Raw genomic sequence first — 20,126 nt, 5'->3', positions numbered from 1 at the left:
TTATTCACAATATTTTTTAAGCGAATCCGCAGCAGTTTTCGAATTGCTGCGGTTTGCTTCATTAAAAGCATCACACCCCCCCTTTTTATCTCCTTTCGCTTGTAGCACACTTCCGAGCATCAGCCAGGTTTTTGAGGTTGCACTGCTCATTTGAGAGGCATTTTGAAGATATATTTCTGCCTGTTTCATTTCACCCTTTAAAAAATACGCCTCACCAAAAAATGCCTGCAGACTTTCGAAATCGGGTTTTATCTTTTGAATTTTTTCCAGTTCAGTTATTGCCTCATCCGGTTGCTTCATTTTCAGGAAATATGCCGATTTGTAGACAGGAACAAGTGGATTGCCCGGTTCAATTTTCTCCGCCTTCAGATAATGTTCGATTGCTTTTTTGTCATCACCTTTCTCTGAATAGAGATTCCCGAGCAGGATAATTGCATCAACTTTGTTCGGGTCTTCTGACAACACTTCATTAAAATCAGCAATTGCCTCGTCATATTTTTTCTGTCCCTGATAGGCAAGACCTCTGAAGAGGTGGGCAGAACTGTCTTTGGAGTCGATATCAAGAATTTTGGAATATATTTTTACAGCCGAGTCGAAGTAGCCTGTTGTCAGTTTCTCAAAAGCCTGTGATCTTAGAACAAATATTTCCTTTCTGTCATTTTCCTTCCCCTTCTCGTAATAGTGGTAGATGACATAGATCTGAACAAGTGCAGCAAAAAATAAAAAAATGGCGAGGTTTTTGTTTTTCTTCATCAGGGTTTTTGTAAGTTTTGGTGATTAAATTTTGAAAATTGAGTTCTTAAATATAAAACGAGCCGATATAAATGAAATGTGTAAAAATTATAGTTTTTTCTCTCCTGTTGTTTTTAATTCTGCCTTTGAGAGCACAAAATCAGGGTGACAATGGAGTTGCTGAATTTAGAAAAAAACTTGTTGCCGAGCTGAAAAAAGATTTTGCCAAATATAATCTGCCTGCAGCGGCGAGAGTGGATACTGTTTATTTAACTGCCGGCGGCGAACTCGTAATTGGTCTGAATCGCCGGGCATCAGGTAAAGTCATCAGAGAGGAAAATATAACGACCATGACAAAGTCGTTTATGGATTTTAAGGATGCCAACGGTTATGCAAAGAACGGATTGAAGATTTATCTCGGTCCTTTTGAATTAAAGGAAATGGTACCGAATTATTACAGAGTGAAGAGTGACATTGATAAGAGCAGACTGCCTGCAGTGCGACCACCATTTCAACTGGTTAAAAAACTCGATCAACCTTTTATAATTGAGAACGGGCTTTTTGGTCGAAATGTAGTTGTCTGGAATTCGCACGGGTGGTACTACAGCCACGAAGATGATCGCTGGCAGTGGCAGAGGGCAAGGCTCTGGGGAACTGTGGAAGACCTGCTAACCACTTCGATAGTGATTCCATATCTGGTACCGATGCTCGAGAATGCAGGAGCGGGAGTCTTTTTACCCCGGGAACGGGATTTTCAGACAAATGAAGTGGTGGTTGATGCCGATGGTGGCACCGGTGATGTCATTGTTGAGAACAGTTCCGAGTGGGAAAAAACCGGCAAGGGATTTCTTTTTCAAAAAGAAGGTTACGAAGCAAATGTTAACCCATTCAGCCTCGGAAGTTATCAAAGAGCCGGGACAAAAAAGGAAGAGTCAAATCCTTTGTTTTATGTACCGTCAATACCCGAAACGGGAGAATATGCAGTTTATGTATCATATGGAAAAGACGCTGACGGTAAAAATGTTTCGGATGCCACCTATACAGTCAATCATGCCGGCGGGAGCACTTCGTTTAAAGTTGACCAGACTGCAGGTTGGGGCACATGGGTATATCTGGGGACATTCAAATTTAAACAGGGTAAAGACAAAAACGGTGCGTGTGTAAAAGTTTCAGATAAAAGTAATGAGCAGGGAGTTGTAACTTCAGACGCGGTACGGTTTGGTGGCGGCACGGGAGTAATTAAAAGGAATGGAAAAACGAGTGGCAGACCTAAATTTGCTGAAGCTGCGCGGTATTATCTCCAGTACCTCGGTGTGAACGATACTCTTGTGTATAATCTTCACAAGAACATTGATGATTATACTGATGATTACAGAGCCAGAAGTGAATATGTCAATTGGCTTAGCGGAAGTCCGGCAGGACCGAACAAAAACAGGAGTGAAGAGGGATTAAAAATACCCGTCGATTTGTCACTTGCATGGCATACTGATGCGGGTGTTCTCGGAAGTGACTCGGTTGTAGGCACCTTGATGATCTACAGTTCTGTCGGGATGGATACGACATATTTCCCCGGTGGAAGATCGAGGATGGCAAACCGCGACCTGGCAGACATCGTGCAAAGTCAGATTGTTGATGACATTAAATTACTGTTCGACAGGAAGTGGACCCGCAGAGAACTTATGGATGCCAATTACGCAGAAGCAGTAAGAGGGAATGTACCCGGTATTCTGCTCGAACTGTTGTCACACCAAAATTTTGCAGAAATGAAATTTTTCTGGCAGCCTTCATTCAAGTTTGCTGTAGCCAGGGCAATTTACAAAGGAATGCTGAGATTTATCAGTTCGTCAAATTCAAGCCGTTTTGCAGTTCAACCGCTTCCTGTGAATAATTTTTCTGCGATACTTGACGGTGAAGATGTGAAGTTAAGCTGGAAACCTGTGGAAGACCCTCTTGAACCAACCGCAACGCCAACGGGATATGTAGTTTACCGCAGAGTCGGAAATGGCGGATTTGACAATGGCAGGTTCACTTATGAACCACAATTCACGGACAAACAGATCCCTGTCGGTCAGGTTGTCAGCTACAAGGTTTGTGCAGTCAACAGTGGCGGAGAGAGTTTCCCTTCAGAAATTCTGGCTGCGGGTTTGGGGAAAAACAAGTCCCGAAAAATTCTCGTGGTCAACTCTTTTGACAGGCTTGATGCGCCAAAGATAATCGAAAAACCGGGTTTTGAGGGATTTCAGTTTAATTTTGACGAGGGTGTTCAACTGAACAAAGATGTTGCCTTCACCGGAGAGCAGGTTGATTTTGATCGGGCATCCGATTTCAAATCGAATGATGCACCCGGGTTCGGAGCCTCCAAGTCGAATATGGAATGCAAAGTAATTGCCGGAAATACATTCGATTATCCCGCAATTCACGGTGAATCAATTCTGAATGCGGGTTTCTCTTTCAGCGGCACAAGTGATGAATCTGTTGAATCGGGTGAAGTGGATCTGCAAAAATTCGATCTGGTCGATATAATTGCAGGAGAAGAGAAAAGATCAGAAATATCGCTGGGACTGGAACCGGTAAAATCTGAAAATTTCAGATTGTTTACACCAAACATGATGAATCTTCTGACCACTTACCTTGCGGGGGGGAAATCGCTTTTTATCAGCGGGGCGTATACTGGTTCTGAACTGGAGGTGGATTCAATGACTGTTAAATTTGGATCAGAAGTGCTCAAATCAAAACTCGGCACTCATTTCGCATCGACATCGGGCAGGGTATTTGGAGTGAGCAACGCCGGTATTTTTGCTGGGGAGAAGTTCGAATTTAATACACTTCACTCAGATAAAATTTACCGGGTCGAAGCCCCTGAAGCGATAAATCCGGAAAAGGAGGGGGAAACACTTCTTCGATATGCGGAAAATACAAACAGCGCAGTGGTGGGCTATCGAGGTTTGCGTAAATCTATTGTATCTGGCTTTCCCTTTGAAACAATTATTATTCCTGAGCAGAGGGACAAATTCATGAAGCTCGTGTTGGAATATCTCGGGATGTAGCGGGTTGGTTTGGAGATAAGAAAAAGGGCTGCCCGGTTATCAGGCAGCCCTTTTCGGTTTATTTTATATCCTTTATTGCAATTGGGGCAGGTACAGAATTTCTGACGGGTTTTGTTGTCTTCAGAAATGCAAATACCGCTTTTAAGTCTTCATCTGTCATGTTGGCATACGATGGCCATGGCATTGGGGGAAGGAGCGGTCTCGTGTTGTCAAGTCCTTTGTATTTTCCTTCTCTCATCGCTTTGATAAACTGTTGTTCTGTCCAGGTACCTATTCCTGTCTCGTCCGAAGTAATGTTTGCTGCAAATGAAACTCCCCACGGTCCTACCGCTGCCGTGTTCATTCCGTTGAACAGTACCCATGATTTTAGAGCATTCTTGTCGATTGCATCAAGAGGTACATTTTCGGGGTGTCCTGAAAGGAGAAGGTTTGGATCGGGTGAGGGACCTTTCGGGCCAAAAACTTTGGGACTGTGGCAGTCGTTGCATCCTGCAATGTCTACGAGGTATTTTCCTCTTTTTACGAGGTCTTCCTGGGAGGTTGGTGTTGGTGCTGCCGGTGATTTTTCTTCCTTGGCTTTGCATCCTGTTATGACAACTGTAGTCAACATGGCGACGGCAAGGAGTGAATAAAGACTTTTCTTCATAAGAATCTCTCCTGAAATTTTTCTTTGAAAAGAAAGTTGATGATGTAATAATGATTAAACTGACGATTGAATCCGGTAATGGGTGGTTCAACTGGTATATTAAAACTGATTATTGCCTTTCTCCCGGATACATCGTTTTTCGATTACAAAATTATGAAAAATTTTCAATTAGTCCGCAAAGATCTTGACCGGCAGCATTATTAATAATTAAATGAAAGTATTAAATGATGAGTGAATAATTCCGGAGGATATTTGACAATAAAAAAGGCTGCCCAACCAAATGAGCAGCCTTTTTAAAATTATTAGTTTTTAGTTATGAATTATTAGTTCGAACTGAAAACTATTTGTTGAGAATCATTTTCTTTACTGATGAGAAGGAACCTGATTCAAGTCTGTAGATATAAACACCTGAAGCGAGTTTTGAGGCATCAAATGAAACTTCATAGCTTCCGGCTTTCTGTACAGAGGAAACGATTGTTTTGATCTTCTCACCAATAGTGTTGTAGATTGTGAGATTTACAAATCCGTCAACAGGAATCGAATATTTGATTACGGTTGAGGGGTTGAAAGGATTAGGATAGTTCTGTTCCAAAGCGAATACTGAAGGAGAACCAACTTCCACTTCAATTTCATTTGAATATTTGATTGTACCATCGAAATCCACTTGTTTCAGTCTGTAGGTATATTTGCCTGCTTCGAGTGATTTATCAACAAATGAATAAGCACTTGGTTCAAGGGTATTTCCTCTACCGGCAATAAATCCGGCACTGGTAAATGAACCGCCTGCTTTCTTTCTTTCAACGCTGAATCCCTGGTTATTGAGCTCGGTAGCTGTTGTCCAAGTAAGCAGTACAGAATTTGCATCTGCATTTGCATTGAATGATGTAAGTTCAACAGGAATATTTCCACCACCACTCATCATGAAATTCAGAGTATTTACGATCAACTTCGCAGCCATGGTCTGGTTTACCATAGTACCGAGAGAGAAGGTAAAGAATGCATTTCTTACATTTGACGGGTTGTTTGATGGTGAATAAAGAATGATACCGGCAGTATCGCGATAAGTTGGATACCATCCTGCAATTTTGTAGACACCCGGCTTGTTAGGAATGATTCTCATGGCATCACGGTCTCCATAAGAGGTACCTGTGAAAGCGAGTGAGTCGGCGATCAAGTTTGGAACTGTGAACATCTGGTGATTCGGGTCAATCTTGCGAAGAAGACCTGTACCTGACATATCAGAAACCCAGGTTGAGCACTGGAGAAGATTGGTTCTGAAATAAGGATCCTTGTCAGTTGTCGTTCCTGATGAACGATAGATGTATCCGACTTCACCACCTTCAATGAGGGTCTTTCCACCACGAAGTGAGTAGTTAACAATCGCAGTTCTCTTTGCCAGATCATCGAACATGGCACCGGTTTTTGCACCGGAAGTAAGAACTACTACATCGTAATTATTCAAAGTGGTTGTATCGAGTGATGCAAAATTGATCTTGTCAACGAGGTAACCTTCGCTGGTAAGAGTAGTGCTGATAATGTTTCCTGAAGCACCAAGAGGTGTGATTTCGTCACCTTTTCCTTTGGATGAAGTGGTTCTTTCTGCCATAACAACATCATCATCAAGAACGAGAATAATGCCGAGTGTGTTAATTACCTTAAACTGTAATGTTCCTGAAGCAGGGAAGTAAACAGTATTTCTGTTTGTAGAATTGTCCACAACTTTGATTCTGTACTGGATACTGTCGCCAACCGCTACCTGAGTGCTGTCAAGATTGAAGAATCCTTCATAAAGACTGCCTGAAGTGTTGGTCAATGTGAACTGATTTAGGGTACCATTATTTTTTGCGTATTCAACAGTTGCAGAAAAGATACCCAGGTTATCAGTTGCTGAAGCAGAAACCTTTGCAGGCCATCTTACTTTTGCAACATCTCTAAGAGGAGTATGATTAACTACAGGAAGAGTGTTGTCAGGAACGAATTTGAATGAATTGAAAGTTGTCGATGATGGATGGTAACCTGCGGTATGAGCGGCACCGGCATCTTTGGCAACGATTCTATAGTAGAGAGTATCACCGAGAACAATTTGTGAAGTGTCAATATTGAAAGCACCCGAGTAGGCATTACCGGTTCCTGCCGAGAGGTTGAATCTTCTCATTGTGCCTGATGTGTTTATCTTGTAAACAACATAAGCACTGTCGATTCCGATATTGTCATTGATGGTGGCATTCAAAGTAACAGGCCATGTTTCTCTGTACTGGTCACCGATAACCGAGTGTGTAACCACGGGAGCTTCAGTGTCAGTTGCAACAACAAAGCTAAGTTTATTTGAAGGTGCGCCTGCTGGGAATGTGGAGACGCCACCAGTGTTGTCTTCAGCTTTGATGTAATAGTTGTAGGTAGCAGGCTGGCCGTTTCCGGGGATGGAACCTGTCCAGTTGTTACCTGAAGGGTTGGTCATTATAAGTGAATCTGTAATTTCACCGGCGGTTCCTCTTCCCCAATAAACTTTCACGCCATTGGTTGTAAGAGGGATGGTTGATTCGATTACTGCATTTACTACATAAGGACCGGCAAGATTTTCTGTGTTACCGAGAGCTGTATGGTTGATTGTAGGACCAAAAGTGGCTTTACCAACCCAACCCTGATAAACATTGGTTCTGTCGTCAGCCCAGTAAGCCCAAACGGTATTGTCTTTTGCAGCGATACCGATGTAGTCACCCTGGTAGCCGCCTGCGAGACCGCTGATGGCTTTAGGTTTGAATTTTGAGTCTGAGATTTTAATGTTTTCGAAGGTTGCTCCGAAATCCATTGATCTTCCCATGTAAACAGTTGCGGAGTCATTGCTCATGTCGCGGCTGTCGTACCAAACTGCATAAACATGACCTGTGGTCTGATCAACTGTAGCCCATGGATAATACTGATCTTTTGCATTGTTCATCGGATCATTGTTAACGCGAACAGGGGTTGACCATGTGGTACCACCGTTGGTTGACTTTATCATCACGATATCAGGATCACTGCCGGCAGGTGCTACACCTTTTTGTGGCCAGGTGATGTAGATGTTTCCTCTTCCCGGTCCGTTACTTCTGTCAACAGCCATGGATGGGAAAGATGAAACTCTGATTGATGTCGGTTTCAAGTTTCCGCGGATACCAAAATTGGCAGCCTGGTAGGCTTTGGTAGCAGGTGTCCATGTAACGCCGCCATCAGTTGACTTGGCGAATCCAATGGCATCCTCACCATAAACACCGGCACCCCATTGGTCGTAAACTGCAAAAGTAGCGTAAACTTCACCATTGGGACCTGTGGAAAGATTAACACCCTGGCAATGGCTGCCGGCGTTAAGGTTTCCGGAGATGTTTTTTGGAGTGCTCCAGCTTGTACCGTTGTTGCTTGAGTAAACAAGTTCGATATTGTTGTTATTCGGGCTTCCGGTCAGGAAGGCAGTCCATGCATCATAAAGTCTGTTAGCATAGGGGCTTCCGGGTACTTTATCAGCAGTCATATGGTTTTTATCAAGAAGGTCTGCTGAGCTTGAAGGGTTTGCACCGGCTTGTGAGGTAGTCCAGTTAACACCGTTGTTTGATGAAGTGGCAACACCCTGGCCGCCACTGTTGTGAATGTAGCCAACATGCATGTAACCATTAGGAGCAATTACTGAAACAGGATCACCTGAGTTTCTTCCGTATGGAGGATCATCCCAGCCCTGCCAGTTTGTTCCACCATTGGTAGTCAGGTAGGTACCGGTACCATATAATGTACCAACCGATGAACCCGACCATGAAGTGGAGTTTGCAGAAAGAAGCAGGATATTCATATTTAACGGATGAACATCAATACTAAGCTCGGATTGAGTTGAGTTGGTAGTTGGAAAAGGTCTGAAATTGGGGTATAAAGTCGCTTCTGCACCGGTTACACGGACATAGCGGTTAATATTTGGAGCAGGGACATAGATAAACGAATTATCTCCTGCAGCCGTTGCAAAATTCTGGTCAAGAGCTAATCTCGTCCAGTATTTTGACAAGTCTCTTTCTGTTTCTCCACCTGTACCCTGGGCAAGAATCATGCCGGTGAGCAGTATGGATAGCAGAGAAGTGCGTAAAAAGGCCATGTTTTGTTGGCTCCTTCCATAAATAATTGAAGTGAAATGTTAACCTAAATTAAGCATTTTAAAAATTGTGAGCAAAAATAAATGTAGACATGGAGGTGATTAAATGCACATATTTCGGGAGAGGAAACATTTACCACTTAAATAGCTATTTTAGTAATCATAAAATTTAAAGTTTTTAAAATGAAAATCAATTTTAAAGAGATTCCCGGGCAATCGCCTCTGTTTCTTGATTATCTTTACAACTTCAAAAAAGTTGCCAAATATTACATCAAGGACTTCAGAAACGAAGCAATTTATGAGCCACATTTCAGAGATGTTCTCTCCAAGTATCCTTCTGACCGCAAACAGGTCACACAGACGATAAAAAATCAGTATATCAGCAAGAGAATATCCGCCAAAACTTCGCAAAATATTAAACTTTTGGAAGAGCGGAACACGCTTGCGATAGTCACCGGGCAGCAACTGGGACTTGCCGGAGGGCCACTCTACACGATTTACAAAACCATTACAGCAATCAAACTGGCTGCACATCTCACAGCAAAATACCCTGATTTCAATTTTGTTCCTGTCTTCTGGCTTGCCGGAGACGATCACGACTTCGAGGAAATCAGTTCGATCAACCTTCTTAACAACGAAAACAAAGTTGAAACCATCGCCTACAAGGTTGAGGAAGAAGGTGAAAAAGAAGCGGGAAGCGTTGGCGGAATACGCCTTGAGAAGGAGATAGAGGACTTTATATCCGGTCTGGAAGGGGCACTGCGACCGACAGAATTTACTCAGGATGTTATCCACTACATCTCATCAATTTACCGTCCCGGTAAATCTGTCGCTGAGGCGTTCAGTGAAATGATGTTCAAGTTTTTTGACAAGTACGGGCTTTTAATATTTAATCCTCAGGCAAATGATGTCAAGAAACTTTTAATTCCGGTATTCAAACATGAGCTTGAAAACTACAGGGCACACGCCACCAAACTTATAACCATAAGCGCCGGACTCGACGAAGAATATCATGCCCAGGTGAAAATCCGTCCGATCAATCTTTTTGTGAATAATGAAAACGGGCGATACCTCCTTGATCCTCTTGAGAACAACGAATTCAGATTGAAACGGAAAAAGGTCAAATTTTCAAAAGATGAGCTGTTACAGCTTCTTGAAAGTTCACCTGAGATGTTTAGTGCAAATGTGATCTTAAGACCTGTATGTCAGGACTGGCTCTTCCCGACGGCTTTTTATGTCGGTGGACCTGCCGAGATATCCTATTTTGCACAGATTGTACAACTTTACAAAGCATTCAATCTGGCAACCCCGATGGCCTGGCCCAGAATAAGTGCGACTATAGTGGAAAAAAGTGTTCAGACTCTTTCACAGAAATTTGATTTAACCATCAATGATTATTTCGAGTTAAAAGGAGAGATATTCAACAAAGTTGCTTCCATGATCTCCGAGTACGACATAGAAGGGAAGTTTGAAGTTGCCGAAAACAGGATGGCAAATATTTTTGATGATCTGAAAGATTATCTTTCTGAAATCGAAAAGACTCTGGGTGATCCTGTCGAAAAGAACAAGCAAAGGACTCTGCAATATCTGGTTGAGCTAAAAGGTAAGGCTGAGGCTGCCAGATTACGGAAGCATGAGAGTACAATGAACCAGTTACAAAAAAGTTATTCCATGATACTGCCAAATGACAATTTGCAGGAAAGAGAGATTAACTACTTCTATTTTGCAAATAAATATGGCCTTGGTTTTTACGAATATCTGATGGAAAAACTGGACGGCGAATCATTCGATCACCAGGTGGTGTTCCTGTAGTGACAAGAAGAAAATCTACTGTAGCATTAACGCTTTATTTTGTATTATCTCTTTTTACTCTTGCATCGAACCCGTTTTTTGCACAAAGTGAACCAGGAAGACTGTACAAATTCCGTCTGGAAAATGCACCATTCCCCGAAGAGGGGAGAGCCAACGGATACAACGGACTTCCATACTCGGGGCACTATGACGACAATACAGTTGCGGTTTATGTTCCCCCCGGCTATAAATTTACGAACAGTGTCGATTTTGTATTCTATTTTCACGGCTGGTACAATACCGTTGATGGAGTTTTGGGCGGTTTCCGAATGCTTGACCAGTTTTTGGAAGCCCGAAAAAATGCGATTTTTGTGATACCCGAAGGACCCAAGAATGCAGCCGATTCTTATTATGGAAAGCTTGAGCGGGAAAACGGTTTTCTCAGTCTGTTAACTGAAATAATGGATTCTCTGAAGGGGCGGAAAGAGATCGAAGAGACAATCCCTGGCAAAATCGTAATCGCGTGCCACTCGGGTGGTGTCAGAGTGCTCTCCAAAATTCTCCGTCAGGGAGGTGTAACCCACCAGATACGGGATGTTTACCTTTTTGATGCCACTTATGGCTATGTGGATGAATATCTGGACTGGTTGATGACTTTCGATGGCAAGCTGATAAGCATTTGGACCGAAGGATCGGGCACCCGTGACGGGACAATGAGGATGCTGCAACGGCTTCAGGATGCTCAGATCCCCCATCTGAATACCGATGAGGAAAATCTCACAAAGGATGACCTGATTTACAATCGAATAGTAGTTATTAAAACACCACTCACCCACAGTGATCTCGTTTTTCTTACGGGCAACTTCACAAAATTCCTCAAAACAAGTATGCTGGATCTGCTTGAAATAAAATGAAATTTTGAAGGATGAAGGATGAATTACTGATGTTTGAAGTCAGAAGTTTGAGGTATGAAGTTTGAAATTTTGAAGTCAGAAGTTTGAGGTATGAAGTTTGAAATTTGGGAAAAGGAGCGACAATCGTCCCGATTGGCCTGCCGACAGAACCCAAAACCACATTGAAATTTAAGTGTAATCTACTTTTTTAAATAATTCAGAATTCTTTTTGCACCCTCCTCAAGAATCTCATCTTTTTTTGCAAAACAAACACGGATCATTTTTGCATCACTTCCGGTTGAATAAAACGGTGAAAGTGGAATAACCGCAGTACCTGCATCTGCTGTCAATTTCTTTGCAAAAGTGAAATCGTCATCTTCTGAATATTCGGAATAGTCATAAATCTGAAAGTAGGTTCCTTCCGCCGGGGTGAATTTTAATCCGGAATTCCGGAAGAAGCTGTTAAGATAATCCCGCTTTTTCTGATAAAATTCGTTCAGATGGAGGTAATGATCGGGGTCTTTGAGAAATTCTGCATAGGACATTTGTGCCGGAGTATTCACCGCAAACACTGTAAACTGATGAATTTTTCTAAATTCCGAAATAAATTTTGCGGGAGCAGCTATATATCCCACTTTCCACCCAGTTGCGTGAAAAGTTTTGCCGAATGATGAAATTACAATTGACCTCTCCGCAAGTTCCGGATACCTCGCCATACTTAAATGTTTTCGTCCGTCAAAAATTATATGCTCATAAACCTCATCGGAGAGAATCATGATATCACTATCTTTTGTGATCTCAACAAGCGCAGAAATATCGTCATCGTGAAAAACGGTACCGAGAGGATTGTGAGGAGAGTTCAGCACGATCATCCTTGTTTTCGGAGTGACCGCTGATTTTATTCTGTCCCAGTCATATCTGAAATTGTCATAAAGGGGTATTGCAACGGGGATTCCGCCATTCAATATAATGGACGGGATGTATGAATCGTATGCCGGTTCAATTACAATAACCTCATCGCCCGGAAAAACGAACGAATTAAATGAAGTAAAGAGTGCCTGTGTGGCACCTGAAGTGATGTTTATCTCACTGTTGGGGTCATAATGCCGACCATAGTCTCTGAATATCTTTTCCGAGATCACTTCCCGCAATTGCTGCACCCCCGTCATCGGTGCATACTGATTGTTCCCGGCGTGCATATTCCTGTCCATCAACTCAATAAGCTCAGGATCGAGATCAAAATCAGGGAAACCCTGCGATAAATTGATGGCATTATGCTCCCGTGCCAAAGCTGACATCACTGCAAAAATTGACACGGGTGCGCCGGGAAGTTTACTTTTCATTTTTTTAATCCAATAATTCAATAATCCAATAATGCAATAATGCAATAATCCAATAATTCAATAATCGAGAAATATTACTGCATTACTGCATTATTGGATTACTGCATTTGGTATTTTGGGTGATCCAAGGGAAATTTTCTTGACTTCTTTATTTCCTTTGAGATCGAAAGTTACTGATTTCTCTCCATTCTTCCAAACTTCAGCAGTTCTGGTTACAGTTTCTTTTGAGCCGTCGGTGTATTCAATTTCAAGGTGGATCGGAACAGGGCAGTTACCTTTTTTGATCACCTCAAATTTTCTTTTGGTGTTTGCCTCGCTGTCGTTTAAGATCAGGGAAGGATAACCAAACTCGAAGAACCATGGTTTCCAAAACCAGTCGAGGTTTTTACCCGTTGATTTATTTATCGAGAAGAAAAAATCGTAAGGAGTCGGGTGTTTGTGCGTCCAGGTTTTGATAAAAGACTGCAGAGCAGTACGCATGGCATCTTTACCAATGATATCTTCAAGAATCAGGAATGCGATGCCCGATTTGGAATAGGCACCCGTCATATGTGCCGGACCATATACAAATGTGGAAGGCACCATCAAAGGAACATCACTTTGAGTCCCCATGTTTCTGCTTAGGTTTGCCGCACTGATTTCATCGTATTTCAATCCTGGGAAGATATTTGTCTGTTCACTCAGAGGGAGGTAAACAGCCATCCCTTCGTCGAGCCATGAAAACCGTTTTTCATTTGTACCGGTAAGAAACGGGAAATACATGTGGGCGATTTCATGTGTGGTAACATAGGTGGTCAGCCAACGGTCATTCTCGGTGTCCTGGTTTACCATCATCGGAAATTCCATACCACCACTTCCGTTGAAGACAGTCATGTAATTGTAAGGATAGGGGACTGCCGGAAAAACTTCCGAAAAATATTTTATTATGTGCTTCGACAGCCCTGTTACTTCGGGAGTGAGAGAGTCGCCGGGTGAATAAACTGAGTTGATAAGGATATTCCTTTTCCCGTTTTCAAGTTTCAGATTCACAGCTTCCCATCTAACGGCATTTGCCACTGTAAAACTGAAGTCTGGCACATCTTTTGCGAGATACTTCCATGTGTGAGTTTTACCCGGCAACAAAATATTCTTTACCTGACCGGGTTCGCAAATGATGGTTACATTGTCATGGTTTTTGAGATCATCCAGTTTCTTGAGGCACTCTTTGGAATAGATTTCTGCACCATTTTTGAGGTCACCGGTTGCCCAAACAAGTATCCCGTTTGGTACATTCAGCTCCACTTCAAAACTGTTGTTGTCGGTGTAAAACTCGTGTTCACCTTCATATCCGATCATATCCCAGCCTGAAATGTCGTCGTAAACTGCCACTTGCGGGTACCAATATGCAACGAAATAAGATGAATCACCATAAGTTCCGATTCTGTCATCGGGATTTTTGGGCATGGTAAATTCCCATTTGACTTCAATTTTCGCAGAAGTACCTTTCTTAACGGGTTCAGACAGTTTTACGAACCCGATTGCTTTGTTTCGCTGGATTTTGGCTGCGGGTATATCAGCTCCATTTATTTTCAGTTCATGAATTATCATGCCGTCAGTTATATCTTCGGGTTGAAATTTTACATTTCTTTGTGCACCTTTTTTATAGACATCAGGATAGAGATTGAAAACGAGAGATTTAAGATCATCGGGACTGTTGTTTGAATATTCTATTATTTCACTTCCGCTTATTTTCCCCGTTACCGGTTCGAGTGAGGCTTTGATGTTATATTTTGCAGAATTGGTCCAGTATTTTTCACCCGGAACACCGTCAAGGGTGCGCGTGCCCTTCTTTACAGCATTTTGAAATTCACGGAAAATAAAGAGATCTGAATTTTGGGCTACGATTGAGGGGATATAGAGGAGTAAAAACAACAATATTGAAAAAACGGGTCTTGGCATCTTGAAATCCTTAATTAAATCGAATCCCAAATTATGCACAGACCCGCAATTTCAACAAAACTAATTGACGAACGGTTATAAAACTATGCAGAACCTCGGAACCTCGGAGATACAGAACCTCAGAACCTCAGAGTTTCTGAAGTACTGAAGTTCCGAAGTTCTACAAGAGTGAGGTTATTTCGGCGAAATATTTCTCACAAAGTTTAACGGCTTCATCATAAGAAGTGGTTTCTGCTATGACACGAATGATTGGTTCAGTGTTTGATTTTCTGAAATGGACCCAATGATCCGGAAAGTCGATTCTTAAACCGTCATCAGTATTAACTTTTTCGTGTTTATATTTTTCCACCATGGCAGTCAGAACTTCATCAGGAGATTTACCTGATATATCGATTTTCTTTTTAGCAATACTGTACTGCGGCAAAGCCCGTTTCAGATCGGACAGTTTTCCGCCAAATTCAGCGAGATGCTGGAGTGTAATGATAACACCAACAAGGGAGTCTCTGCCGTAGTGAAGTGCAGGATAAATAACACCGCCACTTCCTTCACCGCCAATGACCGCTCCGGTCTCTTTCATTTTTTGTACAACATTTGCCTCTCCGACAGGGGAGCGGAACACTTCGCAACCTGCAGCCTTGGCAACATCGTCAACTGTTCTGGTGGTCGAGAGATTAACGACAACATTTCCCGGATTTTTTGAAAGTACCCATTTAACTACATGTGATATGGTGTTTTCTTCACTGAAGGGTTCACCTTCGTCAGTGATGAGGACGAGGCGGTCTGCATCGGGATCAACAACCACGGCGAGGTCAGCACCTGTTTCTTTTACCTTTGCCATCGTTTCAACGAGGTTCTCGGGGAGTGGTTCGGGTAATCTCGGGAATATGCCTGTCTTCTCACAATTTAATTCGATTACTTCACAGCCAAGGTCACGGAGCAACTCGGGAATTACATAAACTCCGGCACCATTCACACAATCAGCAACAACTTTAAATTTCTTTGATCTGATCAGCTCCACATCGATGAAGGGAAGCAAAAGTGCCTTCTCTTTATGGTTTTTAAGCATTTCGTAATTGAATGTGGTATGGCCGATTTTGTCCCATGGTTTGTATTCAGCGGGTTGCCCCAGATATTTCTTCATCTCATTGTGTTCCCCAGGCGACATAAACTGACCTGTGGAATTGAGCAGTTTCAGGGCATTCCATTCATTCGGATTGTGACTTGCCGAGATCGCAATTCCGCCTTGGGCTCCTAAAGTTTTAACTGCAAACTGAACTGTCGGAGTCGGAACAATCCCGATATCCACCACATTAATCCCAAGTGCATTAAGGGCACCGGCAGTGATTGAGCTAACCATCGCACCTGTAATTCTTGAATCGCGACCGATTACGACGGTTCCGCTTCCAATCCATTTCGCATAAGCTGATGTAAATTTTACGAGTATTTCGGGATCGAGACCATCGCCTACAATTCCCCTGATTCCTGATATGCTGACCATCAATGTGGGCATGAAAACTCCTTTTTTGAGAGACTTGAGAAACTCGAGAGACTCGAGAGACTTGAGTACCTGAGAAACTTGAGTACCAGAGAGACTTGAGAGACTTGAGTACCTGAGAAACTCGAGAGACTTGAGAACTCTTTTGTTAATTATTTTACAAGTAAAGTATTTTTGTAATTTTGAGAAGGAAAAATAACAAACTTATTTGATTCAAAGGAACTTCGGAGCTTCAGAACTTCGGAACATCAGTATTTCGGAACTTCGAAACTTCAGAACCTCAGTATTTCGGATCTCAGAACTTGTAGTCCAGGTCTCTCAAGTTTCTCAGGTCTCTCAAGTTTCTCAGGTCTCTCAAGTTTCTCAAGTTTCTCAAGTTTCTCAAGTTTCTCAAGTTTCTCAAGTTTCTCAAGTACTCAAGTTTCTCAGGTTTCTCAAGTTTCTCAAGTCTCTCGATTTTCTCAAATTTCCCAAAGACCCCGGTATGAAAACAAAAATTAAAAAGATAGACAGTTTGCTCCGTGAATATTACGGAGAGCCCGTACGAAGTGACAATTTTCAGGATCCGTTGGATGTGCTGATTGGAACGATATTGTCGCAGAACACAAATGACAAGAATTCGTGGAAGGCTTACAAAAATCTTAAGGAAAATTTCAGGGATTGGGAAGAGGTCAGACAGTTAAACCGGGAGGATTTGGAGAACCAAATAAAAGTTGCCGGATTGGGGAAGCAGAAATCGGCTGCCATACTTGAGGTTTTGAACGATTTGAAAGAAAAACGGGGGACCCTGAATCTCGAGCACACCAAGAGGATGGGGGATACTGAAATTCTGGATGAGCTTACCTCGTACAAGGGGGTTGGTGTAAAGACTGCTTCCTGTGTCCTGCTTTTTTCATTGAGACGGAATGTTTGTCCTGTGGATACACATGTGAACAGAATAGTTAACCGGGTTGGACTTGTGAAAAGCAATCAGCCGGAAAAGACTTTCAGACTGTTGTTTGGAAAAATACCCGAAGGGCTCGCTCACAGTTTTCACAGTAATCTGATTTTGCTTGGAAGGGAGTTTTGCAGACCGCAGAATCCGGATTGCATCCATTGTCCTCTTCTGAAAGTTTGCAAATATGACGACAAAAACCTTCATTCTGATGAGAAAAAGTATTCTCACAATGATTTTTTACTGTTGGACATGCTATAGGAAATACTTTTTAACGGGAAATGGGATTTGCTTTCAGGAATAGAAAAATTATTTCTAAATTTAATCGAATACTTTTGGAATTTTTATGCCTGCTTTCGACCTCTTAAACAAACTGGAAGACCTTCTGATTGCTGTGCAGAAGGAGAAACTCCACCCCGGTGAGGAGACTTATGTAAAACATCTTATTTATCTGATTGAGGGAGAGCTTGAACAGATAAAGGCGAAACACCACCTGACTTCATATAATGCTAAAATCTTTTCAGAGAGAATATCCAAGAGTTTTTTCTGGGTAAACAGGGACATCTTCAATAACGAGGACTCGGAGCTTGAACGGTCAATAAGCGAGATTGATTATCAATACTGGCTGTTGGTTTATCTTCTCACCCATTTTAATGAACTCTATAAACAGCAGTGTAACCTCTTCGAGATAATTGACAGGTTTATCGATTTCCACAAAGAGAGAAGTCTTACTTTCGCTGATATTGCGATAACTGCTTCAGGTGCCACTCGCTGTAAAACCAATCTCAGATTTGCGATCTCCTCACTTAAGGAGATGGGGTTGGTAAAACTTTATGAGAAGGAAGAGAAAGAGAAAAGCTGGATGTTGACTTATCTTGGATTCTTTACCGCGGCATCGATTTGTATTAAGCCCGATCCAAGAAGAAATGACCCAATGTTTTCAGGGATATCCGACTTTCATGTCTCCCGGGTGTTCAAACTTGATCACTGGCTTCTTGAAAGAATGATAAAACTTGGAGATCATGAATTCTTCAAACATATTTTGGATGTTGTGTCTGAAGATGTGCTGGATTTTAAGGAACTGCACAAAGGACATGAAATATTTGCGGAATATACAGCGTTTGTCAGGGAACTTGGTGCAAGAAAGATTGATAAACCAAAACAAGTAAGGGAGTTTGACGAACTCAAAGAATTTCTTGCCATGCTCGAATCCGAAAAGAGACTGAATGAATATATGACAGAACTTTCAGATAAATTTAACTCTGATGCTTTTGTGGAGAGACTTTTAAAACAATGAAGGGTGAACAGGAAGATTCCTGAACACCCTGGAACCTGATAAAGAGAGTATTAATAACAACTTTAATCTACATTAAACCAGTATTGAGTAACAAAATATGTGGAGGGAATGTCGTATCCATAAACCCATTTCTCCTCAATTGATGAAAGAACTCCCGTAGCTGCATACTGATATTTAGCATCACCGAATGAGGTTTCACTTCTGCTTTTTTTGCTTAACAATTTGCCATCATTGTCATAAGTATATGTGATGGTGTAGGGGTCGAGTCCTTCAACGCTCTCGATGGTTTCCAGAATTCTGCCTGCAGCATCGTATTTGTGCTCGGCTATACGGGCAGTGGAAACCTCTTTTACCATCTTTCCTTTTGCATCGAAAATGTAGTCGCAGCTGGGCATCTCTTCTCCCATGAAAACGATTTTTGTGTTATCGGTAATTTTTTTCAGAACCGAATTGTTATCATACTCGTAATCGTAAGAGCCATAGTCTCTCGTTTTTCCGTTTTCGATCTCTTTATAAAGGACCTTGGTAATGATGCCCTTGTCTTTGGAATACACAAACTCTCTTACGCTTATGATGCCGGCTCCTTCTGAAGCGTGTCCCTCGGTCATGGAAGAAATTATTTTTTCAAGTTTTCCGGATTTATTGTAAACAAAACTGTCGACGGTTGAACTGACATAAGTAAATCCTTTTGACTTTGCAGTCAGGATGTTCCCGTTTTTATCAAATGTAAACATTGTTTGGGAAGCCGGGTCGAAGTTATCGATAAAGGTTGAATCTGTTGGTATCAGTTTTTCGAGCAAATTTTTGATGCCATACTGTTTCAAAAAACTCTTAAACTCTGGTGTCTGTTTATCGAGGTGAGGTATGAAGTGTTGTGCAAAGCCCACACTTGCCATAATTATGAAGATTAAAATCGTTCTTCTCAAATTATACTCCAATTAAATTATTATTGATGATTACTGCAAAATTAGTGTTAATAATTCATTATACAAACAACTTAATGCAGTTTGTTCCCGAATCAAACAAAATTTTGCGCGGGGTTAAACCTCCTGAAAAAGATACCCCCAACCTTCGATTCAAAGTTCGAACGGGTGAACAAAATTGAATTTTGATTCAACCTTTTACCTTTGTAACTTTACGGTTCGAGTTAGAATAAATTATTAAGGAAATTGAAATGCGTTTTTGCTTAAATATAGATCATTTTGCAACCATAAGAAATGCCAGGGGTGGCAGCCAGCCCGACCCTGTTTTAGCTGCTCTGATTGCAGAACAGGCAGGTGCGGATGGAATAGTTGTTCACCTGCGTGAAGACAGGCGACATATCAAGGACAGAGATGTAATTTTACTGAGACAATTAGTGAAAACGAAGCTCGACCTTGAAATGGCAGCAAATGATGAGATTATCAAAATTGCCTGCGAAATTAAACCTGAAATGGCAACCATAGTCCCTGAGAAGAGGCAGGAACTGACCACTGAAGGGGGACTTGATGTGATCGCAAATCTTCAGTCTCTCAAAGATTGCAACAAGAGATTGAAAGATGCCGGAATAAAGGTTTCACTCTTCATTGAACCGTTGAATGAGCAGATTGACGCAGCCCTCGAGTCGGGTGCTGACATGATTGAAATTCATACGGGAGTTTATTCCGAAGCAAAAACGGAGGAAAAGATAGTGGAGGAGCTCGACAAGATTGAAGCTGCGGCGCTTTACGCTCATAAAAACGGTCTTGTTGTAAACGCCGGACATGGACTCGATTATCACAACATCAAACTTTTCAGATCAATTCATACGATTGATGAAGTAAGTATCGGTCATGCAGTAGTCGCCAGAGCCATGTTTGTCGGAATCGATAATGCGGTAAGAGAGATGATCAACCTTATCAAGCTTGGTGTTCAATAGGGGAT

13 protein-coding genes are annotated in these 20,126 nt (G+C 42.0%); 6 read left to right on the top strand and 7 right to left on the bottom strand.

Annotation, left to right across the window (positions count from 1 at the left end; all coding sequences use genetic code 11):
• Nucleotides 1–753: a tetratricopeptide repeat protein gene (locus LCH52_04955; GenBank protein MCA0387825.1), complete on the bottom strand. Its 753-nt coding sequence runs from the start codon at nt 751–753 to the stop codon at nt 1–3.
• A gap of 71 nt (nt 754–824) precedes the next feature.
• Here LCH52_04955 and LCH52_04950 point away from each other — a divergent pair, with 71 nt between their 5' ends.
• Nucleotides 825–3,779 carry a xanthan lyase gene (locus LCH52_04950; protein MCA0387824.1) on the top strand — a complete coding sequence of 985 codons (2,955 nt, stop codon included), beginning with the start codon at nt 825–827 and terminating at the stop codon, nt 3,777–3,779.
• Between the two features lie 58 nt (nt 3,780–3,837).
• On the opposite strand, the gene LCH52_04945 is transcribed toward LCH52_04950, so the two are convergent.
• Both LCH52_04945 and LCH52_04940 read right to left on the bottom strand, forming a co-directional pair.
• Nucleotides 3,838–4,425 (bottom strand): c-type cytochrome, encoded by a 588-nt coding sequence (locus LCH52_04945; GenBank protein ID MCA0387823.1) that lies wholly within the window; start codon nt 4,423–4,425, stop codon nt 3,838–3,840.
• Between the two features lie 340 nt (nt 4,426–4,765).
• Nucleotides 4,766–8,536, bottom strand: coding sequence for a T9SS type A sorting domain-containing protein (locus LCH52_04940; GenBank protein MCA0387822.1), 3,771 nt, complete (start codon nt 8,534–8,536; stop codon nt 4,766–4,768).
• A 180-nt stretch (nt 8,537–8,716) separates the two neighbouring features.
• On the opposite strand from LCH52_04940, the gene bshC reads away from it, so the two are divergent.
• Both bshC and LCH52_04930 read left to right on the top strand, forming a co-directional pair.
• Nucleotides 8,717–10,345, top strand: a complete 1,629-nt coding sequence (bshC, locus tag LCH52_04935; GenBank protein ID MCA0387821.1) for a bacillithiol biosynthesis cysteine-adding enzyme BshC — start codon at nt 8,717–8,719, stop codon at nt 10,343–10,345.
• Nucleotides 10,345–11,238: a hypothetical protein gene (locus LCH52_04930; protein ID MCA0387820.1), complete on the top strand. Its 894-nt coding sequence runs from the start codon at nt 10,345–10,347 to the stop codon at nt 11,236–11,238. Before bshC ends, LCH52_04930 begins: the two co-directional genes overlap by 1 nt.
• Nucleotides 11,239–11,417: 179 nt before the next feature.
• Here LCH52_04930 and LCH52_04925 read toward each other — a convergent pair whose 3' ends face one another.
• The 3 genes from LCH52_04925 to glmM all read right to left on the bottom strand — a co-directional run bounded on the left by LCH52_04925 (nt 11,418) and on the right by glmM (nt 16,008).
• Nucleotides 11,418–12,560: a methionine aminotransferase gene (locus tag LCH52_04925; protein MCA0387819.1), complete on the bottom strand. Its 1,143-nt coding sequence runs from the start codon at nt 12,558–12,560 to the stop codon at nt 11,418–11,420.
• Nucleotides 12,561–12,650: 90 nt separating this feature from the next.
• Entirely contained in the window at nt 12,651–14,498 is a 1,848-nt protein-coding gene (locus LCH52_04920; protein MCA0387818.1) for a M1 family metallopeptidase, read from the bottom strand.
• A 160-nt stretch (nt 14,499–14,658) separates the two neighbouring features.
• Nucleotides 14,659–16,008 carry a phosphoglucosamine mutase gene (gene glmM, locus LCH52_04915; GenBank protein MCA0387817.1) on the bottom strand — a complete coding sequence of 450 codons (1,350 nt, stop codon included), beginning with the start codon at nt 16,006–16,008 and terminating at the stop codon, nt 14,659–14,661.
• A gap of 469 nt (nt 16,009–16,477) precedes the next feature.
• Between glmM and LCH52_04910 the strand changes: the two genes are divergently transcribed.
• Nucleotides 16,478–17,188 carry an endonuclease III gene (locus LCH52_04910; GenBank protein ID MCA0387816.1) on the top strand — a complete coding sequence of 237 codons (711 nt, stop codon included), beginning with the start codon at nt 16,478–16,480 and terminating at the stop codon, nt 17,186–17,188.
• An 85-nt stretch (nt 17,189–17,273) separates the two neighbouring features.
• Nucleotides 17,274–18,224, top strand: coding sequence for a hypothetical protein (locus LCH52_04905; protein ID MCA0387815.1), 951 nt, complete (start codon nt 17,274–17,276; stop codon nt 18,222–18,224).
• A 62-nt stretch (nt 18,225–18,286) separates the two neighbouring features.
• On the opposite strand, the gene LCH52_04900 is transcribed toward LCH52_04905, so the two are convergent.
• The gene (locus tag LCH52_04900) at nt 18,287–19,150 is read right to left on the bottom strand and encodes a hypothetical protein (protein MCA0387814.1); all 864 of its coding nucleotides are present in this window, start codon (nt 19,148–19,150) and stop codon (nt 18,287–18,289) included.
• Between the two features lie 248 nt (nt 19,151–19,398).
• Here LCH52_04900 and LCH52_04895 point away from each other — a divergent pair, with 248 nt between their 5' ends.
• Complete coding sequence (locus LCH52_04895; protein MCA0387813.1) at nt 19,399–20,121, top strand: pyridoxine 5'-phosphate synthase; 723 nt, start codon at nt 19,399–19,401, stop codon at nt 20,119–20,121.
• Nucleotides 20,122–20,126 lie beyond the last annotated feature (5 nt).

This window comes from Bacteroidota bacterium (genome assembly GCA_020161395.1).
In the GTDB taxonomy this organism is placed as follows: domain Bacteria; phylum Bacteroidota; class Ignavibacteria; order Ignavibacteriales; family Ignavibacteriaceae; genus UTCHB3.
Note: the sequence above shows the minus strand (reverse complement) of the source record. Positions and strands in the feature narration are given on the sequence as shown.

Bases quoted from the DNA above. Each gene is read 5' to 3' on its own strand.
- LCH52_04955 (MCA0387825.1), bottom strand. From the start codon at position 753: ATGAAGAAAAACAAAAACCTCGCCATTTTTTTATTTTTTGCTGCACTT.
- LCH52_04950 (MCA0387824.1), top strand. From the start codon at position 825: ATGAAATGTGTAAAAATTATAGTTTTTTCTCTCCTGTTGTTTTTAATT.
- LCH52_04945 (MCA0387823.1), bottom strand. From the start codon at position 4,425: ATGAAGAAAAGTCTTTATTCACTCCTTGCCGTCGCCATGTTGACTACA.
- LCH52_04940 (MCA0387822.1), bottom strand. From the start codon at position 8,536: ATGGCCTTTTTACGCACTTCTCTGCTATCCATACTGCTCACCGGCATG.
- bshC (MCA0387821.1), top strand. From the start codon at position 8,717: ATGAAAATCAATTTTAAAGAGATTCCCGGGCAATCGCCTCTGTTTCTT.
- LCH52_04925 (MCA0387819.1), bottom strand. From the start codon at position 12,560: ATGAAAAGTAAACTTCCCGGCGCACCCGTGTCAATTTTTGCAGTGATG.
- LCH52_04920 (MCA0387818.1), bottom strand. From the start codon at position 14,498: ATGCCAAGACCCGTTTTTTCAATATTGTTGTTTTTACTCCTCTATATC.
- glmM (MCA0387817.1), bottom strand. From the start codon at position 16,008: ATGCCCACATTGATGGTCAGCATATCAGGAATCAGGGGAATTGTAGGC.
- LCH52_04910 (MCA0387816.1), top strand. From the start codon at position 16,478: ATGAAAACAAAAATTAAAAAGATAGACAGTTTGCTCCGTGAATATTAC.
- LCH52_04905 (MCA0387815.1), top strand. From the start codon at position 17,274: ATGCCTGCTTTCGACCTCTTAAACAAACTGGAAGACCTTCTGATTGCT.
- LCH52_04895 (MCA0387813.1), top strand. From the start codon at position 19,399: ATGCGTTTTTGCTTAAATATAGATCATTTTGCAACCATAAGAAATGCC.